This window comes from Synechococcus sp. Nb3U1, from assembly GCF_021533835.1.
Lineage (GTDB): Bacteria > Cyanobacteriota > Cyanobacteriia > Thermostichales > Thermostichaceae > Thermostichus.
Genome location: NZ_JAKFYQ010000001.1, coordinates 1,210,624 through 1,228,111 on the forward strand (window position 1 = coordinate 1,210,624; position 17,488 = coordinate 1,228,111).

The window sequence follows — 17,488 nt, forward strand, 5'->3', positions numbered from 1 at the left end:
TGCATTGGTTGTAGCCATCTTATTTTTATTCTCAATTTATTCAATTGTTCCCAATTGTTTCTGAATCATTGATGCTCATTGACGAAATTTGGAGGGATCCGTTATGCCAGTCACGAAGCTAGCCGAACTCGAAACCTTGATTCAAGAGGTCAAAGCCGCTCAGGCTCAATACGCCACCTTCACCCAGGAGCAGGTGGATCAGATTTTCCGCAAAGCAGCCTTGGCCGCCAACAATGAGCGGATCCCGTTGGCCAAGTTGGCAGTACAAGAAACCGGCATGGGCATCGTGGAAGACAAGGTGATCAAAAATCACTTTGCCTCAGAATACATCTACAACAAATATAAGCACGAAAAGACCTGCGGGGTGATCGAACACGACGAAGGCTTTGGCTACGAAAAAATCGCCGAGCCGATTGGGATCCTGGCCGGTATTGTGCCAGTGACCAACCCCACATCCACCACGATTTTTAAAGCTCTGATTGCCCTCAAAACCCGCAATGCCATCATTTTTTCGCCGCATCCTCGGGCCAAAGGCTGTAGTATTGCCGCTGCCAAGATCGTCAAGAAAGCTGCCGAAGCGGCGGGTGCCCCGCCAGGGTTGATTGGCTGGATTGATGAACCCACCGTCGAACTGTCCCAAGCCCTGATGCAGCACCCCGAGGTGAAATTGATCCTAGCGACGGGTGGCCCTGGCATGGTGAAAGCGGCTTACTCCTCTGGTCATCCTTCCTTGGGGGTGGGGGCGGGCAATACTCCGGCGGTGATCGATGCCAGTGCCGATATTCCCATGGCGGTGAGTTCCATTTTGCTGAGCAAAACCTTTGACAACGGCATGATCTGTGCCTCTGAACAATCGGTCGTGGTGGTAGATACCATTTACGAGCAGGTGAAAGCCGAGTTTCGGAATCGCGGGGCATATATCTTGGATCCGGAACAAACTGCAGCCGTTCGACAAATCATCCTCAAAGATGGCCGATTGAATCCAGGTATAGTGGGTCAGCCGGTGGAGACCATCGCTCAATTGGCCGGGATGCAGGTGCCAGAGGGATCTAAAGTGTTGATTGGGGAAGTGGAAACCGTAGGTGTTGAGGAACCTTTTTCCTATGAAAAATTGGCCCCGGTGCTGGCCCTCTATCGAGCCAAAGATTTTCACACGGCTGTAGAGATTGCCTCACAACTGGTCAACTTCGGTGGTAAGGGACACACCTCGGTGCTCTACACGGATCCGGCCAATCGGGATGATATCGCCTACTTTGAAAATGCTCTGCAAACGGCACGGGTGTTGATCAATACGCCGTCGTCACAGGGAGCGATTGGAGATCTATATAACTTCAAGTTGGATCCTTCGCTGACTTTGGGCTGTGGTACCTGGGGGGGCAATTCTGTGTCAGAAAATGTTGGGCCTCACCATCTGCTCAACATCAAAACCGTGACCCAACGGCGGGAAAACATGCTCTGGTTCCGGATCCCGCCCAAGATCTACTTCAAGCCGGGCTGTTTGCCGGTGGCCCTGCGGGAATTGGAGGGCAAAAAGCGGGCTTTTCTCATCACCGATAAACCCCTCTTTGATCTGGGCATGTTGCACCTCATCACCCAGGTGTTGGATGAGATCAAGGTGAATTGGGATGTCTATCACGATGTGGAGCCGGATCCCACCCTCAGCAATGTCAATCGGGGCCTCGAGCAACTGCGCAACTTCCAGCCGGATGTGATCATCGCCGTCGGCGGGGGATCCCCGATGGATGCGGCCAAGGTGATGTGGCTGATGTATGAGCAGCCGCAGGTGGAGTTTGAAGGATTGGCCATGCGATTTATGGATATCCGCAAGCGGGTGTACGAGCTGCCAGCTTTAGGACAAAAGGCCCAGTTGATTTGCATTCCCACCACCTCCGGCACCGGCTCTGAGGTCACCCCCTTTGCGGTGGTCACCGATGACCGGGTGGGAATTAAGTATCCCCTGGCGGACTACGCCCTCACCCCCAATATGGCCATTGTGGATCCCGACTTAACGCTGAAAATGCCCAGAAAGCTGACGGCCTACGGCGGCATCGATGCCCTCACCCATGCCCTTGAGGCTTATGTATCGGTGATGGCCAGTGATTTCACGGATGGTTTGGCTCTACAAGCCATCAAGCTGTTGCTTACCTATTTGCCCCGTGCTTACGAAAAAGGCGCTGAGGATCCGGAAGCGCGGGAAAAAGTTCACTACGCCGCCACCATAGCCGGGATGGCCTTCGCCAATGCCTTTTTGGGAGTCTGTCACTCCTTGGCCCACAAGCTGGGATCCACCTTCCATGTGCCCCACGGCTTGGCCAATGCTCTGATGATTAGCCATGTGATCCGTTACAACGCCACCGACGCCCCCTTCAAGCAGGCAATTTTCCCGCAATACCGCTATCCCAACGCCAAGCACCGCTATGCCGAGATCGCCGACCATCTACACCTGGGCGGGGCCAACGATGACGAAAAGGTGATGCGGCTGATCGATGCTATCGAAGATCTCAAGCAAAAAGTTGGGATCCCGATGACCATTCGAGAAACCCTGAGTGAAACCGAGCAGGAATTTTACGATCATCTGGAAACTATGGCAGAACAAGCCTTTGACGACCAATGCACCGGAGCCAACCCCCGCTACCCGCTGATTCGGGATATGAAGGAGTTGTACGTCCTGGCCTATCGGGGCTTTAAGGTGGATGCCGCCCTCTACCATCAGGAGGATCCCGTGTTGGCTTAGGGGTTGAAGGCATTAAAAGGGGAGATTGGGGTCATGCAAATCTAATCCTTTGAGGATACTGATACCCTCTACATTGTTTTCTAAACCCAACTCTCCTGTGGAAACCCGCGACTTGGATGAGAATACTCTGAAAGAAAAAATCTTGTTCTTGGCCCGGCAGCATGGAGCACGATCTATTCGCATGTTTGGAGCTGTAGCTAGGGGGAAAGAAAAATTGGATAGCGATATCGATTTTCTGGTTAATTTTCCCCCTGGTTATGATCTCTTTTTCCGACGAATTGCTCTTCAGGATTCACTGGCCTAATTGCTAGGAAGATCTGTTGACCTAATTCCAGAGCATGAGTTAAATCGTCATATTCGAGAACTAGCCCTAAAGGAAGTACTTGAGCTGTGAAGAAGTCTTGGCATGCCCTTCATATCATGGACGCGATTGCCAAAATTTGCTGTATTCAGCTTCGAGGAGATCTCATCCAAGATGAGATTCTCTATGATGTAACTTTGCGAAACCTGCAAACCCTTTCAGAAGCAACTCAACGCTTGCTACTTGAACTAAAGAGGATTTATGCAAAAATACCTTGGCACAACATTAGTGATTTCCGAAATATTTTAGTTCATAACTATCTCGGAGATATTGATCCCCAAATAGTAATGAAAGTAATCGAAAACCATCTTGATCCGTTGGAATCCGTTGTCAAAGCCATGTTGGAAACGGATCCCTCGCCCCTTAAGGAGTAAGGCTATGCTACATTGTCCAGACCCTGTTACCGATATTTGGAAAACCGGATCCCATCCATTGGATCCTATTTTTTCGCCTCGTTCTGTTGCTGTGACTGGCGCAACGGAGCGGGAGGGAAGTGTGGGTCGAACGGTCTTGTGGAATCTAATCAGTCGTCCTTTTGGGGGTACAGTTTATCCCATCAATCCCAAACGACATAATGTTCTAGGGATCCGGGCCTACGATCGGATTCAATCCTTGCCCGAGCCGGTGGATTTGGCGGTAATTGCCATCCCAGCAGCAGGAGTTCCTGGTGTTGTCCAAGAGTGTGTGGATGCCGGTGTGAAAGGGGCAATTATCCTCTCGGCAGGATTCAAAGAAATTGGCCCAGAAGGGATCCAACTGGAACATCAAATCAAGCAGATTGCTCACGGTAAATTGCGCTTGATCGGCCCTAACTGTCTGGGGATCCAAAATCCGATAATGGGTTTCAATGCAACATTTGCCAGTCAAATGGCCCGCCCTGGTAAAGTCGGATTTATCAGCCAAAGTGGGGCTTTGTGTACCTCGATTTTGGATTGGAGTTTACAAGAAAATGTTGGCTTTAGCGCCTTTATTTCTCTGGGCTCCATGCTGGATGTGGGCTGGGGGGATCTAATTGATTATTTGGGGGATGATCCCCATACCCACAGCATTGTGCTCTACATGGAATCGATCGGGGATGCCCGTTCATTTCTCTCGGCGGCTCGTGAGGTGGCTCTGAGCAAACCCATCATCGTGATCAAAGCCGGACGAACTCAGGCGGCGGCCCAAGCGGCAGCTTCTCACACGGGATCCCTGACCGGCAGCGATGCGGTACTGGATGCGGCCTTCCGCCGCTGCGGTGTATTGCGAGTGGATCACATCGAGGATCTGTTCGATATGGCGGAGGTGCTGGCCAAACAACCCCGCCCCAAGGGATCCCAGCTCAGCATCATCACCAACGCGGGAGGGCCTGGGGTGCTGGCCACCGATGCTCTGATTCGCGCCGGCGGAGCCCTAACCCCTTTGGGTTCTACGACGGTGGCGCAGTTGGATCAACTGTTGCCGCCCCATTGGAGCCACGGCAATCCCATCGATATTCTGGGGGATGCCGAGCCGAAGCGTTTTGCCCAAGCCTTAGACATCGTTTTGCGGGATCGCGAAAGTGACGGCTGCTTGGTGATCCTCACCCCGCAAGCGATGACGGATCCCACCCGGACGGCGGAGCAGGTGGTACAGGTTTGGCGGCAGAGCGGATCCCAGCGGCCAATTTTAGCCAGTTGGATGGGAGGAGCCGAGGTGGATGCAGGTGAGGCCATCCTCAACCAGGCCGGGATCCCTACGTATCGCTATCCCGACCAAGCGGCCCGTGTGTTCGGCCATCTCTGGCGGTTTAGCTATAGCCTCAAGGCCCTCTACGAAACCCCCACCCTTTCCACTCATGAACAGATCGAGCGAGACAAAGTGGAGCAGCTTTTGCAGCAAGCGGAGGTGGAGCAACGCACCCTGCTCACGGAAGCCGAATCCAAAGGGATCCTCGCCGCCTACGGGATCCCGGTGGTGCCCACCCTCGTGGCCGACAACTCTGAAGCTGCCGTGCGGGCGGCCGAAGGTATGGGGTATCCAGTCGTCCTCAAGCTCTACTCCCACACCCTCACCCACAAAACCGATGTAGGCGGCGTTCAGCTCAACTTGCCGGATGCAGAAGCAGTGCGTCGGGCCTACCAGCAGATTCAAACCAATGTCACCAAAAAAGCAGGGCCGGAGCATTTCCAAGGGGTGACGGTTCAGCCGATGATCCGTACAGACGGCTATGAGTTGATCTTGGGTAGTAGCCAGGATCCGCAGTTTGGCCCGGTCTTGGTGTTTGGTACCGGCGGCCAACTGGTGGAGGTGTTTCAGGATCGAGCGATTGGGCTGCCTCCCCTCAACAGCACCTTGGCCCGCCGCCTGATGGAGAATACCCTCATCCACAAGGCCCTCAAAGGGGTACGGGGCCGCAAAGCGGTGGATCTAGAGGCCCTGGAACAGCTCTTGGTGCGCTTCAGCCAACTGGTGGCCGAACAGCCCCGTATCAAAGAGATCGACATCAACCCGCTACTGGCTTCTGCCAACGGGCTGCTGGCTCTGGATGCCCGCATTATTTTGGGATCCGGACAGGATCCCCAGATCCCTTTGGCGATTCGTCCCTACCCCACCCAATACATCTGGCCCTTCCGGGATGGTATTACCATCCGTCCTATCCGCCCCGAAGATGAGCCGTTGATCATCGCCTTTCATCAGCAGGTTTCGGATCAAAGTGTCTACTTGCGCTATTTCCATGCTATGAAATACAGCGCCCGGGTGGCCCACGAGCGGCTCACCCGCATCTGTTTTAATGATTACGATCGCGAGATCGCTTTGGTGGCTGAAATTCGGGATCCCAGCCCCGCCATCTTAGGGGTCTGTCGCCTCACCCAAAAACACGGCATCCCCGAAGCCGAATTCGCTATGTTGGTGGCGGATCCCTATCAGCGGCAGGGCATTGGCACGGAGCTGCTGACTCGCTTGGTAGAGGTGGCTGGCTGGGAGGGGATCCAACGCCTGACAGGGGAAATTTTGTCGGAGAACGAAGCCATGCGCCGTCTATGTAAACGAATCGGCTTCCAACTGGAACCGGCAGGCGAACCCGGGATCCTCCATGCTTCCCTGGCACTGACCCCATCCTCCGAGACTTGAAAAACCAGCCTGTGGCTCTCAATCAGGTGTAGCCTCCACAGCGATTTCTGCCTATCTAAAGCATTTGCACAGTTGAGTGATGCTAGCACATTGCAAGGCGATGACCCTCCGGGTAGCACGATCAGGAACCGCTGTATTTTGCTGAAGCCTCACCTGCAGGCTCACTCCCGCAGTAGGATAGGCCCCTTGCCGTTCTCGACAGTGATTTTACACTCCTACCCCAGCACTGCTTCATCAGTTCTTGAACTCAAGGTTAATATTAGGTTAATCTGGGAAATCTCTTGGGCAACGCCTAGGTTCTTCAGGTAATCGACTAATCGACTAGCTTCCTGAGGTTAGCTCTGTTGGATTATGGCAGGACACTACACCGATGAAGACGATTACCGCTGAGCAGAAGATCTTACTTTCGCCCCCATCCCCACCCACCCTAGGCAGCGAAGCCCATCAACTGCTGAGCCTGCAGTGGCAACGGTTGCAGAAACACGTCGAACGGGTACTGTCCCACCACCCAGAGGCTGCAGAATCCCTCCATCAAATCCGGGTTGCCCTGCGCCGCATCGGCACTTGGGTGCAGGTGTTCCAAAGTGCCGTTAAGCTGCCGGCCTCCCTTAAAACCAAACGGCTACAAAAGCTCGCCAGCCTTTTGGGCAAACAACGGGATCTGGATGTGTTGATCGAGATCCTGCAAGAACCCTGCTGGAATGGGATCCCGGAAGCGCAACAGGTAGAACTGAAACACCTCATCAAAGAGTTAGCCCGTCGTCAAGCCAAAGCCCAAGAGCGTTCTCGTCGCGTCTTGAAAGACCCCACCTTTTTGGAGTTCCAAGCCGCCTGCGAACAGTGGCTGAGCTGCCCCCGCTACACTCCCCAAGCCCAACTCCCCCTAAAGGAAAGCCTGCCCCATTTGCTCACCCCATTGCTGGCCGAGTGGCTCTTACAACCGGGCTGGCGCATCCCCGCTTTTCCCGAGAAGGGATCCCAGACAAAACAACTGCACAAACTCCGCAAGGCCACCAAACGGCTGCGCTATCAGATGGAGTTTTTCTCAACCTTTTATGGGGAAGCGGTACAGAACTGGACAGAGACCCTGAAGCAGCTCCAAGAACAACTGGGCCGCTTCAACGATCTGCAGGTTTTGCGAGCGCACCTAGATCCCGACTCCGGCCTGCAAAGCCCTTTACAAGACCAACAAAGACTGGCCCTCCACGACTGGCCCCAACAGCAGCATCGTTATCTCAGTCCAGATGAGCAGTGGCATCTGTACCAAAGGCTTCTCATCCCTACCCCAACAGAATGAACTGCTCCCGCGATGTAGCGGGCTAGACAGCAGGGATCCGATCATTTGCGCTGAAGTCCATAGAGGTTGAGAATACCCCTAAAGCCTGAAACTTTGGGTAGATCCTTAGCGACTTAACCTGGGGACAAATGGGGATCCCTGGCTCTCACAAGTGTTGAATTTGGGATGGGAAACATCATGAAAAAGTGGATTGCCTCAGTTACGATGCTGCTCTGCTGCCTGCTCACCTTAGCTGGCTTTTGGCCCAAGACTACCTCAGCTCAGGGGCAAACCCTCAACCTTTACATTTGGTCAGAATACATCGACCCCGACATCCTCACCGCCTTTGAGGAGGAGACGAACAGTCGAGTAGTGGTGAGCCTGTACGAATCCAACGAAGACATGGTGGCCAAGCTACAGGGGGGCGGCGTCAGCCAGTACGACATTGTGGTGCCGACAGACTACATCGTGCCCAACATGCTGGAACTGGGCCTGTTGCAACCCCTCAATAAAGATCTCATTCCCAACTTCAGCAACCTAGGCGAAAAATTTGTCGGTTTGCCCTTTGATCCGGAAGATACCTACACCGCCGCCTACCAATGGGGCACCACCGGCATCGGCTACCGCCGAGATCGTCTGCCAGAAGATTTTGAGCGCTCTTGGGGCCTAATTTTTGATCCAGATCAGCAGTACGGTCCCTTTATGATGATCGATGAGATGCGCTCCATGATTGGGACTGCCGCCATTTATCTGGGCTTCGATATGAACACCACTGTTCGCTCAGAACTGCAGCAGGTTCAGCAACTGTTGATTGACACCAAACGCCGCAGCGCCGGACTGATTGGGGGTGTGGGGGGCAAGAATCAACTGGTTTCCGGCACCGCCAATGTAGCCATGGTTTACAGCGGCGATGCCCTACAAGCTGCCGAAGAAAACCCTGAAATTGGCTACTTTGTTCCGAAGGAGGGGGCCAACATTTGGCTGGATACCCTGGCGATTCCGGCAAAAGCCCCAAACCCCGAGCTGGCCAACCGCTTCATTAACTTTATTTTGGATGCTGAAGTGGGTGCTCAGCTGAGCAACTACAACCGCTTTGCCACCCCTAATGCTGCGGCATTACCGATGATTGAACCGGAAGATCTGGAAAACCCCGCCATCTACCCAGATGAAGAGCTTCTGGCCAAGCTCACCTACTCCAGCGTGTTGTCTGGGGAAGAAATGCGCCTGATCGATGCTCTCTGGACGACGGTAAAAAGCAGCTAATCTAGAAATCTAGACAAATCTGCCACCAAGCAAGGATCCTGCTCAACGGCTGATATGCAGGTGGAAAAAGCTGTCAAGGGGAAACCCAACGGGATCCAGAACACTCTTTTCATGCCAGATGTCAGAATCGAGAAGGTTAGAATGCTAAGCGACCTACCCTGAGGATCCTTGGCGATGCTCGATCTGTACGTTTGGCCCACTCCGAATGCCTACAAAATCTCGATCATGTTGGAGGAGGTGGGGATCCCTTACAACGTCATTCCCGTCAATATCGGCAAAGGGGAGCAGTTCGACCCCGAGTTTCTCAAGATCAGCCCCAACAACAAAATGCCCGCCATTGTGGATCCCGATGGGCCGGGTGGCAAGCCCTATTCGCTATTCGAGTCGGGCGCGATTTTGATGTATCTGGCGGAAAAAAGTGGACAACTGATGCCCACAGAGATGGGATCCCGCTACCGAGTCATCCAGTGGCTGATGTTCCAGATGGGTGGGATAGGGCCGATGATGGGCCAGGCCAACCACTTCCAGCACTACGCCCCCGAAAAGATCCCCTACGCCATCGATCGCTACGTCAAAGAGACTGGGCGTTTGTTTGGGGTAGTGGAGCAGGTATTGACGGAGTCGGAATATTTAGCGGGTGACTACTCCATCGCCGATATAGCCAGTTTCCCCTGGATGCGCGGCTACGAGCGCCAAGGGCTGAATATCGAGGACTTTCCGCAGGTCAAACGCTGGTTAGCAGCAATTGAGGCCCGTCCTGCGGTGCAAAGGGGCTTGCAACTGCTGGCGGAGGTGCGTCGCCCCCCCAATCAAACCATGAGCGACGACGAGCGGCAGATCTTATTCGGTGACAAGCAATACCAAAAGCGCTAATGTCAAGGGGGCACTACTCTGTTTCAGTCTCTTGACATAAAACTTGACACTTTTTAACACTTGAGCCAAAGTGGAGATGTCACCAACTGATGGAGTTCAGAACATGGAGAACCAAGAGGCTAAGTTTGGCTTTACCGCCTTCGCCGAAAAGTGGAACGGTCGTTTGGCGATGATGGGCTTTGTGATTGGCGTAGCCACTGAATTGCTGACTGGCCAAGGGATCCTCTCCCAGATCGGCCTGCTGTGATTCCCAGTTTGCGGACTTCTTCTGTAGATACTCTCTGTAGAAGATAGGTTTGTACCCTCTGGGTCAAGCCCAAGTTGCTTAGCGACTGACTACTTCGAAACCTGTACCCAGGAGCTGGGTTTGAGGTGGGGCTGCGCAAAACGCTCCTCTCGGCCCAGTTTTTTGTGAGATTCTTGATGAGATTGATGAGATACGCAATGACTTGAAAGGATGCTCTGTTGGGTGGGGTTGAAATTCGACGTTGGTTTGATGTGGGTTTAGTCTTGTTTTGGTTTTAGACTGTTCAAGTATTGGCGAATATCGGCGAGGACTTGTTCCAAATTGACTAAGGCTTGTTGCGGGCGCAGCCAGTCTTCGGCTTGGGATCCCGCTCCATTCTCCTGGTTATGAGCAAACTGTAGCCCTAGTTGTTCTAGCTCTCGCACAATTTGACAAAAGGCTTCTGCCCCCACATTGGCACTGGCCCCCTTCAGCCGATGGCTAATTTTGCGCAAAGCTTCTGCATTTTGGTGGGCGATAGCTTGATGAATCTGGTGCAGTTGCTCAGCCGCATCCTCGGTAAACACCTGCAAAAGTTCTTGCTCAAACTCCCGATCGCCGCCGGAAACTTGCTCTAGGTGAGCTTGGTTAATAGGGTAGGGCAAAGTGAGGGGCTCTGTAGGGTGGAGGGCAAGATCGGAAAGATCCATGGGGATTTCATCACGGGTCGAGCTGGCTTCTGACTCCGACAGGGATCCCTCAGTGGCTGTGGCCTTGGTCACAACAACTTGACTCCAATGGGTCAGCATCTTTTCTAAATCTTCTTTCAACACGGGCTTGCTCAGATAGTCATCCATTCCTGCAGCTAAACAGCGTTCTCGATCTTCGCGCAGGGCATTGGCGGTCATGGCAATTATCACTGTGTGTTGATGGGATCCCTTTTCCTGTTGGCGAATATGGCGAGTGGCTTCATAACCATCCATCACTGGCATTTGACAATCCATCAGGATGATGTCGTAGGTGATATGCTCCAGCAAATCCAACACCTCTTGGCCATTGGCCACCACATCCACTCCATAGCCCAAGCTGCGTAACTGCCGCAGAGCCACTTTCTGGTTCACCGGGTTATCTTCTGCCAACAATACCCGACACGGTTGCTGTGGTTTGGAGGCAACTTTGGTCTCGTCGATACGTTCTGATTGCGGCAGGGGAGTGGTCATACTCAAAAGAGGTGCCGACAGGCCAGAGGGTTTCCCCAAGGCAATGGCCAAAGCCTCTCGCAGACGGATTTGTTTGACGGGCTTGATCAAGTAGGCGGCAAAACCAATCTCCAGAATGCGGTGTGATGTTTCTCCAAAGCCAATCGAGGTCATCATCACCAGTTGCGTCTCCGCCAGCAAGGGATCCCCTTTGATCCAACGGCCCAAGGTTTCTCCATCCACCTCGGGCATCTGCATATCCAGCACCGCCACCTGAAACGGGATCCTATCTCGTAGGGCTTGCCGCAGTTTGTCTAGCGCTTGCTGGGCACTTTCAGCCTCCTCTACGAGCATTCCCCAGGCGGTGGCTTGGTAACGGACGATCTTGCGGTTGGTGGCGTTGTCATCCACCACCAAAAGCCGTTTGCCGCGCAGGTCAGCCGGAATGCGAGTCGGGAGTTGTGAGATTTGTTTGAGCACTGAGGGCGGTTGTTTTTCTAGAGTGAGTTCCACACTGAAGGTGCTGCCCTGGTGCTCCTGACTTTCCAGGGTGATTTTGCCCCCCATTAATTCCGTCAGTTGTTTGCAAATGGCCAAACCCAACCCCGTGCCACCATATTTGCGGGTGGTGGAGGCATCCACCTGGCTAAAGGGTTGAAACAGCTTATACTGCAGCTCCAGAGGGATGCCGATCCCCGTATCTTTGACGGATATTTTCAGGTGCGCATGGGTGGTGGTTTGATCCAGAAGCTCGGCTTGCAGGAGCACTTCGCCACTGTGGGTGAACTTAATGGCATTGCCCACCAAATTGGTGAGAACCTGTCGCAGCCGGGATCCATCGCCCCGCAACTGACGCGGCACCTCCTGTTGAATCAATACGGCCAATTCCAACCCTTTGGCATGGGCGTTGGGGGCAAACAAATCGGCAACTTCCTCCAGGCAGGATCCCAGGTCGAAATCGAGAATTTCAAGCTCCATTTCCCCGGCTTCCAACTTGGAGAAATCAAGAATCTCGTTGATGAGACTAAGCAGGGTATCGCCACTGATGCGGATGGTCTCAACAAAGTCCTGTTGCTCCGGACTAAGGGGCGTTTCCAGCAATAACCCCGTCATTCCTAGCACCGCGTTCATGGGGGTGCGAATTTCGTGGCTCATGGTGGCCAAAAAACTGCTCTTAGCTTCCGAGGCTTTTTCGGCCATTTTGCGGGCTTGTTCCAGTTCAAGATTGCGCTGGGTTTCCCGTTGCAGCATCTCCGCTTGGGCCAACGCAATACCAATTTGATTTGCCAATTGGGAGAGTAATTCCACTTCAAAAGGCTGCCAATGGCGAGGCTCTGAACATTGATGGGTAATCAATAGGCCCCACAGCTCTTTTTGCAAAAAGATTGGCACCACTATATTAGCTTTAACTTGAAATTTCTGTAATAACTGAGCATGACAGTCACTAAATTCACCTGCTGTAATGTCATGCACAGCCTTGATGCGACCCTGCGCATACAAGTGGAAAAAGCTGCGTTGAAAACAGTCATCTTCGATCACTTGATCGATTAAAGGAAGGTAGCCCTGGGTCACCTTCTCACTCACAACCCTACCGGAGTGATCTGCATGAAAGCGATAGACCAAGACACGATCAGCATTCAGAAGGGCTTGGATTTCCCTAACCGTTGTTTCTAGTATCTCCTCGATTTGTAAAGACTCTCGAATTTTCAAGCTCAGCTCTGAGAATAGCCTGGTTTGACGATATTGACGTTCTAACTCCTCAGAAACCTGCTTTTGCTTCGTAATATCTCGAAAAATGCCACGGGTAGAGACTGGCTCGCCATCCACAAATCGACAATTAACATTGCCTTCCACCCATACTACTTCTCCTTTGGAAGTGATGAAGGCAGCCTCAATTTGATCCACCTTTTGACCGCTTAATAGCTGCTGAAAAATCCTTTGACAATGCTCTCGACTATCAGGATGGATAACATCTAGGAAAGTGAGCTGGTGAATCTCATCCTCTTCATATCCTAGAGTTTCTCGCCAGGCTCGATTGACGTAAATGAAATACCCCTCTACATCCACACTTTGAATCAGATTGGTTGCATTTTCAAACAAGTCTCGGTAGCGATCTTCACTCTCCCTCAGGGCCATCTCCGCCAATTTGCGGTCGGTGATATCAATACCCGTGCCCACAATGAATTCAATAGAGCCACTCTCATTGATCAAGGCTGTATTCGACCAAGAGATTAACCGTAGTGCCCCTTGCTTAGTTCGCCAAAGGTTCTCATGACGAACGAGGAGATCATGTCCTTTTAAGTTTTGGAAAGCTTGTTTTACCCCGGCAATATTTTCCAGTGGGATCAATCCCACATCCCATAGAAGCCGTCCTTTTACTTCTGCTAGAGTATAGCCAGACAGTTGCTCAGCTGCTTGGTTAAAACGGAGGATGCGCCCTTCAGGATCCACTACCACCACCAAGGCTCCTGCTGTATCGATGACGGCATTGGTAAAATCTCGTTCTTGTTTAAGAAAAGTTTCCACTCGTTCCCGCTCTTCAATTTCCCGCCGAATCAGCAGGTAAATCAACAACAAAACCACACAAGTAAAAACCAACCCGCCCAAAAAGGTGGTATTGGCGTTGATTAGGGCGAGCTGAGTGCGCAGACTGCGCTCTTGTAGGAGGCGGTTTTCTTCCTGTTGCATGGCTTGGATCAGGGTTGTGATCTGATCCATAATCCTTGGCCCTTCGTAACGGCGGAGCTGCTGTTGTACCAGCGAAAGCGTCTCTTGATCTTTGAGATTGATCAATTCCTGCAACAGGTTTAGCCGCTGTTCTAGCAGTTGCTCCACCTGGGTCAGGTACTCCTGTTGGGTTGGATTATCGGAAGTGAGCTCGCGCAACAGGCGCACCCGTGTTGGAATGGCTTGAAGACTTTCTTGGTAGTCGTTTAGATAGCGGATATCACTGGTCAGAAGGTAGCTCCGTTGATTGGTTTCTGCTGAGCGGATTTCTGCGAGCAAGCCCTCCAGATTCTTGAGAACTTCAAAGGTGTGAGTCACTTTGGCCGTGACTTGGGGGAGCCGCAGCAAATTGCGTTGATTTAAGTAGGTAATTCCTCCCAAGAGAATGGCCGCGATACCAAACCCCGCCGTAACTTTAAGAAGAAAAGATTTCTTCTTTTTTTTAGGGGTTGGTTGATTGAGAGCAGCTGTGTTTTTAGAGAAGGTTAAGGGTGCACGGGAAAGCTGATTGAGGCTACGGCGGAGCTCTAGTTGGGCAACCACCTGATGTCCTAGGGCTTTGAGCTGCTCTAGCTGTTCTTGGCTGAGGTGGCGAGGTTGATAGTCGACGACACACAAGGTACCCAGCGGATGCCCTTCTGGAGTAACCAACGGGATCCCGGCATAGAAGCGAATGTGGGGATCCCCAGTCACAAGGGGGTTATCGGCAAAGCGCTCGTCTTTTTGGGCATCTTCCACGACCAAGGGTTCTTGGGGATTCAAGATGGCATGGGCGCAAAATGCATAATCCCGCGGGGTTCCTTCGGCATCTAGCCCAAGCTTGGCCTTAAACCACTGCCGATCCACATCGATGAGGCTGACCAACGCGATAGGGGTACCACAAACGTAGGCCGCCAAACGCACTAACTCATCAAAGCTGGCTTCGGGCGCAGTATCTAAAATGCGGTACTCGCGCAGGGCAGCCAGCCGTTGCGCTTCGTTGGGAGGGAGAGGTGCCTTGGGCATAGGTCGAGCACAGCAGCAGGGATTCACCGCAGGGCCAATTTACCCCGAAGATCGGCGGTATAAAAAGAGATAACCCCAGCATAGCTTTAGGGGCGGCTCTTCTTCTGCCTATGGATGGAGAGAATGCGGTCTTAGGGTTTGGAGCTGTGACGTTCGCTCTTGAGCCCTCAGAAACACGGGATCCCACGCAATCTGGGTGAGGGATCCCTGCTGGGTTCCTCGACAGCTATCGCGGGGTAGGTTGGGTTGCCTTGTCAGCGTCGGGTCGTTTACTTGCCTTCTTTGCCAAAGGGATTGTTGCCCTTTTCGCCGAAGAGCTTGGCCTCTCCTTTTATTGCCGCCTTAATGATGTTGTAGGCAGCCCAACCCACCACCAAGACGATCGGCCCCAAAACAATAACCGGACGAAAATCGATATCCATGGTCTTTCATCCCCCTAAAGGATTGGTGAGAACAAGGCTTCCAGCGTTGGTTGCTGTGGAGCTCCTGAGAAAATCTTCCCAAAAGCCTCTTTGCACGGCTCCGCAGCGTAGTGTGGCACAACCCTGGAACGGTGATTATGTCCAGAATAAACCAAGTAGGGGATCCCAACGGGGCAGATTTTGACGGAATCTAAATCCCTTCTAGACCCCTCTAGGCTACCGAAGCCGGGGCAAATAGGCCCGTACCGCGAATCGCGTCCAAAAAAGCATATACAGCCGGAGTATGTAATCCATTGGCCCGCAGGGCCACACCGATTACCCGTTCCAGGGGATCCGGCAAACTGCGAATCTGTACCCCCGCAGGTACCGGCTCAGCAGCCAAGCGGGGCAAGATCGCTGCTCCTAATCCCTGAGCCACCATGCTGACCACTGTCGAGTCTTCCCGCACTTCGTAGGCATAGCGAAAGCTCTGACCTACCTGGCGGAGATGATTTTCTAGGGCTAAGCAACACCCAGAATTATCTGCACTCAAAATGAGCGGCAGTTGGGCCAATTGATCCCAGGTTAAAGGCCCGTCTCCCAGGGCATGGTGAGGAGGCAACAGGGCAACATATTCATCCCGCAGGATCTCAAAGGTTTCAAGTTCTGGGCCACAAGGCAAATGGGTGAACCCCAAATCCACACGCCCTTCCCGCAGGTCTTCTTCTACCCCGACATATTCGTCGTGCTCCAGGATCGTAATCTCGATGCTGGGGAAGCGATGCCGAAAGCGAGACAAAATCGGGGGCAACAAATGGGTAGCGGCGCTGCGAAAGGAGCCAATTCTTAACTTACCACCCCGCAAGCCCCGTTCTCGCAAGGCCTCCTGTTCGATCGCCTCCAACAACTTCAACATCTGGCGGGCATGATCGATTACCCGTTCACCGGCAGGTGTGGGCAGGGCCCCATTCCGACCTCGAATCAACAATGGGATCCCCAGCTCTTCTTCTAGGCTGGCAATGGAGTGGCTAACAGCCGACTGAGACAAATTGAGGTGTAGAGCTGCTTCACTGAAGTTGCCGTGGTTGGCCACTGCCACCAAAGCTCGCAACTGAGCCAGTTTGATATTGCTGCTCATGGAGAGATCCCTAAGGGTTGAAAGGATCCTATCGCGGCTGTCTTACCCAGAGATTGTGGATCCAAGTCAGGCAATCCGCGGACAACCACACACTCAAGAACTACACCCAAGCAGTGAATCGAGTTTGTGGCCAGCCATCCCCCATGTCCACCAAAGCTAGACACAAATTACAAGTTAAGGATCCCCAACCCTTGAGGGTTCCGGCAGCTATGGGCTTTTGCTACAGATTGAGTGCAAAATTGAGCGATTTCCCAAACCATCCAAGCCTTGCGCCAGGGGCGCGCTGGCGCGAACGAGTCTAGCGGGCCGCTCCAGTGGAGTTGGGTAGGTGCAGTTTGCGAGCCAAGCCCAGGCGAGCCAAAACCCAGATGGCCCAGTAGGTCATATCAATTTCCCACCAGCGCAAGCCTGCCTTAACGCATTTCGGGTCGGCATGATGGTTGTTATGCCAGCCTTCACCGTAGGTGAGAATTGCCGCCCACCACAGATTACGGGCATTGTCGTCACTTTCAAAAGTGCGGTACCCCCAGAAATGGCTGGCGGAGTTGACCAACCAGGTGCAGTGCAACAGCACTACCGCCCGCACAAAGATCCCGTACACAACAAACGACCATCCCCCCATCAGGTATAGCGCCACAGCTAGAGGGAGTTGCAAAAGCAGGGCGTACTTGTCCAACCAACGATAGAAGGGATCCCGAGCCAAGTCCGGGGCAAAAGTAGCGTACTTCTCTGGATTAAAGAACTCCTCACGGTGGTAGATCAGCCAGAGCATGTGGCTCCACCAAAACCCTTTGCGGGCCGAGTAGGGATCTTTTTGCTCGTCCTCTGTGAAGGCATGATGCTGGCGATGGCTCCCCACCCAGAAGAGCGGCCCTCCTTGAATGGCCAAGGCACCCAAAATGGCAAACACGTACTCTAGCCACTTGGGCACTTGGAAGCTGCGATGGCTCAACAGGCGGTGATACCCCAGACAAATGCCAAGGCTACCGAAACACCAGTGCAGAAACAGGGCTACCCCCAACGCTGACCAGGAGAATAAGAAAATCCCTCCCACCAAGGCCACCCCATGAAAGATGGCAAAGAAGAGCACATGTTCCCACGCAAAGCGAAACGAATCTGGCGGATCGGGCTGAGTCAGGGAATCTGGATGATTAAAGGATTTGGGAAGGGAAACAGCCATGAACCAATAAAA

At 53.0% G+C, this 17,488-nt stretch carries 12 protein-coding genes; 8 read left to right on the forward strand and 4 right to left on the reverse strand.

What is annotated here, in order from left to right:
- The first annotated feature begins 103 nt into the window (after nucleotides 1-103).
- The 8 genes from adhE to L1047_RS05620 all read left to right on the forward strand — a co-directional run bounded on the left by adhE (nucleotide 104) and on the right by L1047_RS05620 (nucleotide 9,847).
- Nucleotides 104-2,734 (forward strand): bifunctional acetaldehyde-CoA/alcohol dehydrogenase, encoded by a 2,631-nt coding sequence (gene adhE, locus L1047_RS05590; protein WP_235277890.1) that lies wholly within the window; start codon nucleotides 104-106, stop codon nucleotides 2,732-2,734.
- 97 nt (nucleotides 2,735-2,831) lie between these two features.
- Entirely contained in the window at nucleotides 2,832-3,038 is a 207-nt protein-coding gene (locus L1047_RS16735) for a nucleotidyltransferase family protein (RefSeq protein WP_443081704.1), read from the forward strand.
- Between the two features lie 116 nt (nucleotides 3,039-3,154).
- Nucleotides 3,155-3,469, forward strand: a complete 315-nt coding sequence (locus tag L1047_RS05595; RefSeq protein WP_235277891.1) for a HepT-like ribonuclease domain-containing protein — start codon at nucleotides 3,155-3,157, stop codon at nucleotides 3,467-3,469.
- A gap of 4 nt (nucleotides 3,470-3,473) precedes the next feature.
- Nucleotides 3,474-6,188 carry a bifunctional acetate--CoA ligase family protein/GNAT family N-acetyltransferase gene (locus L1047_RS05600; protein ID WP_235277892.1) on the forward strand — a complete coding sequence of 905 codons (2,715 nt, stop codon included), beginning with the start codon at nucleotides 3,474-3,476 and terminating at the stop codon, nucleotides 6,186-6,188.
- Nucleotides 6,189-6,558: 370 nt separating this feature from the next.
- Entirely contained in the window at nucleotides 6,559-7,485 is a 927-nt protein-coding gene (locus L1047_RS05605; protein ID WP_235277893.1) for a CHAD domain-containing protein, read from the forward strand.
- 177 nt (nucleotides 7,486-7,662) lie between these two features.
- Nucleotides 7,663-8,727: a polyamine ABC transporter substrate-binding protein gene (locus L1047_RS05610; protein WP_235277894.1), complete on the forward strand. Its 1,065-nt coding sequence runs from the start codon at nucleotides 7,663-7,665 to the stop codon at nucleotides 8,725-8,727.
- A 174-nt stretch (nucleotides 8,728-8,901) separates the two neighbouring features.
- On the forward strand, nucleotides 8,902-9,600 hold the full coding sequence (locus L1047_RS05615; protein ID WP_235277895.1) for a glutathione S-transferase N-terminal domain-containing protein: 699 nt from the start codon (nucleotides 8,902-8,904) through the stop codon (nucleotides 9,598-9,600).
- Between the two features lie 103 nt (nucleotides 9,601-9,703).
- Nucleotides 9,704-9,847: a chlorophyll a/b-binding protein gene (locus L1047_RS05620; RefSeq protein ID WP_235277896.1), complete on the forward strand. Its 144-nt coding sequence runs from the start codon at nucleotides 9,704-9,706 to the stop codon at nucleotides 9,845-9,847.
- 257 nt (nucleotides 9,848-10,104) lie between these two features.
- Here L1047_RS05620 and L1047_RS05625 read toward each other — a convergent pair whose 3' ends face one another.
- From L1047_RS05625 to L1047_RS05640, 4 genes are all read right to left on the reverse strand, one after another.
- Nucleotides 10,105-14,757, reverse strand: a complete 4,653-nt coding sequence (locus tag L1047_RS05625; protein WP_235277897.1) for a PAS domain S-box protein — start codon at nucleotides 14,755-14,757, stop codon at nucleotides 10,105-10,107.
- A gap of 269 nt (nucleotides 14,758-15,026) precedes the next feature.
- On the reverse strand, nucleotides 15,027-15,179 hold the full coding sequence (locus L1047_RS05630) for a photosystem II protein Y (RefSeq protein ID WP_268836147.1): 153 nt from the start codon (nucleotides 15,177-15,179) through the stop codon (nucleotides 15,027-15,029).
- A 211-nt stretch (nucleotides 15,180-15,390) separates the two neighbouring features.
- The gene (locus L1047_RS05635) at nucleotides 15,391-16,284 is read right to left on the reverse strand and encodes a LysR family transcriptional regulator (RefSeq protein WP_235278872.1); all 894 of its coding nucleotides are present in this window, start codon (nucleotides 16,282-16,284) and stop codon (nucleotides 15,391-15,393) included.
- Nucleotides 16,285-16,594: 310 nt separating this feature from the next.
- Nucleotides 16,595-17,476 carry an acyl-CoA desaturase gene (locus L1047_RS05640; protein WP_235277898.1) on the reverse strand — a complete coding sequence of 294 codons (882 nt, stop codon included), beginning with the start codon at nucleotides 17,474-17,476 and terminating at the stop codon, nucleotides 16,595-16,597.
- Between the last annotated feature and the right edge of the window lie 12 nt (nucleotides 17,477-17,488).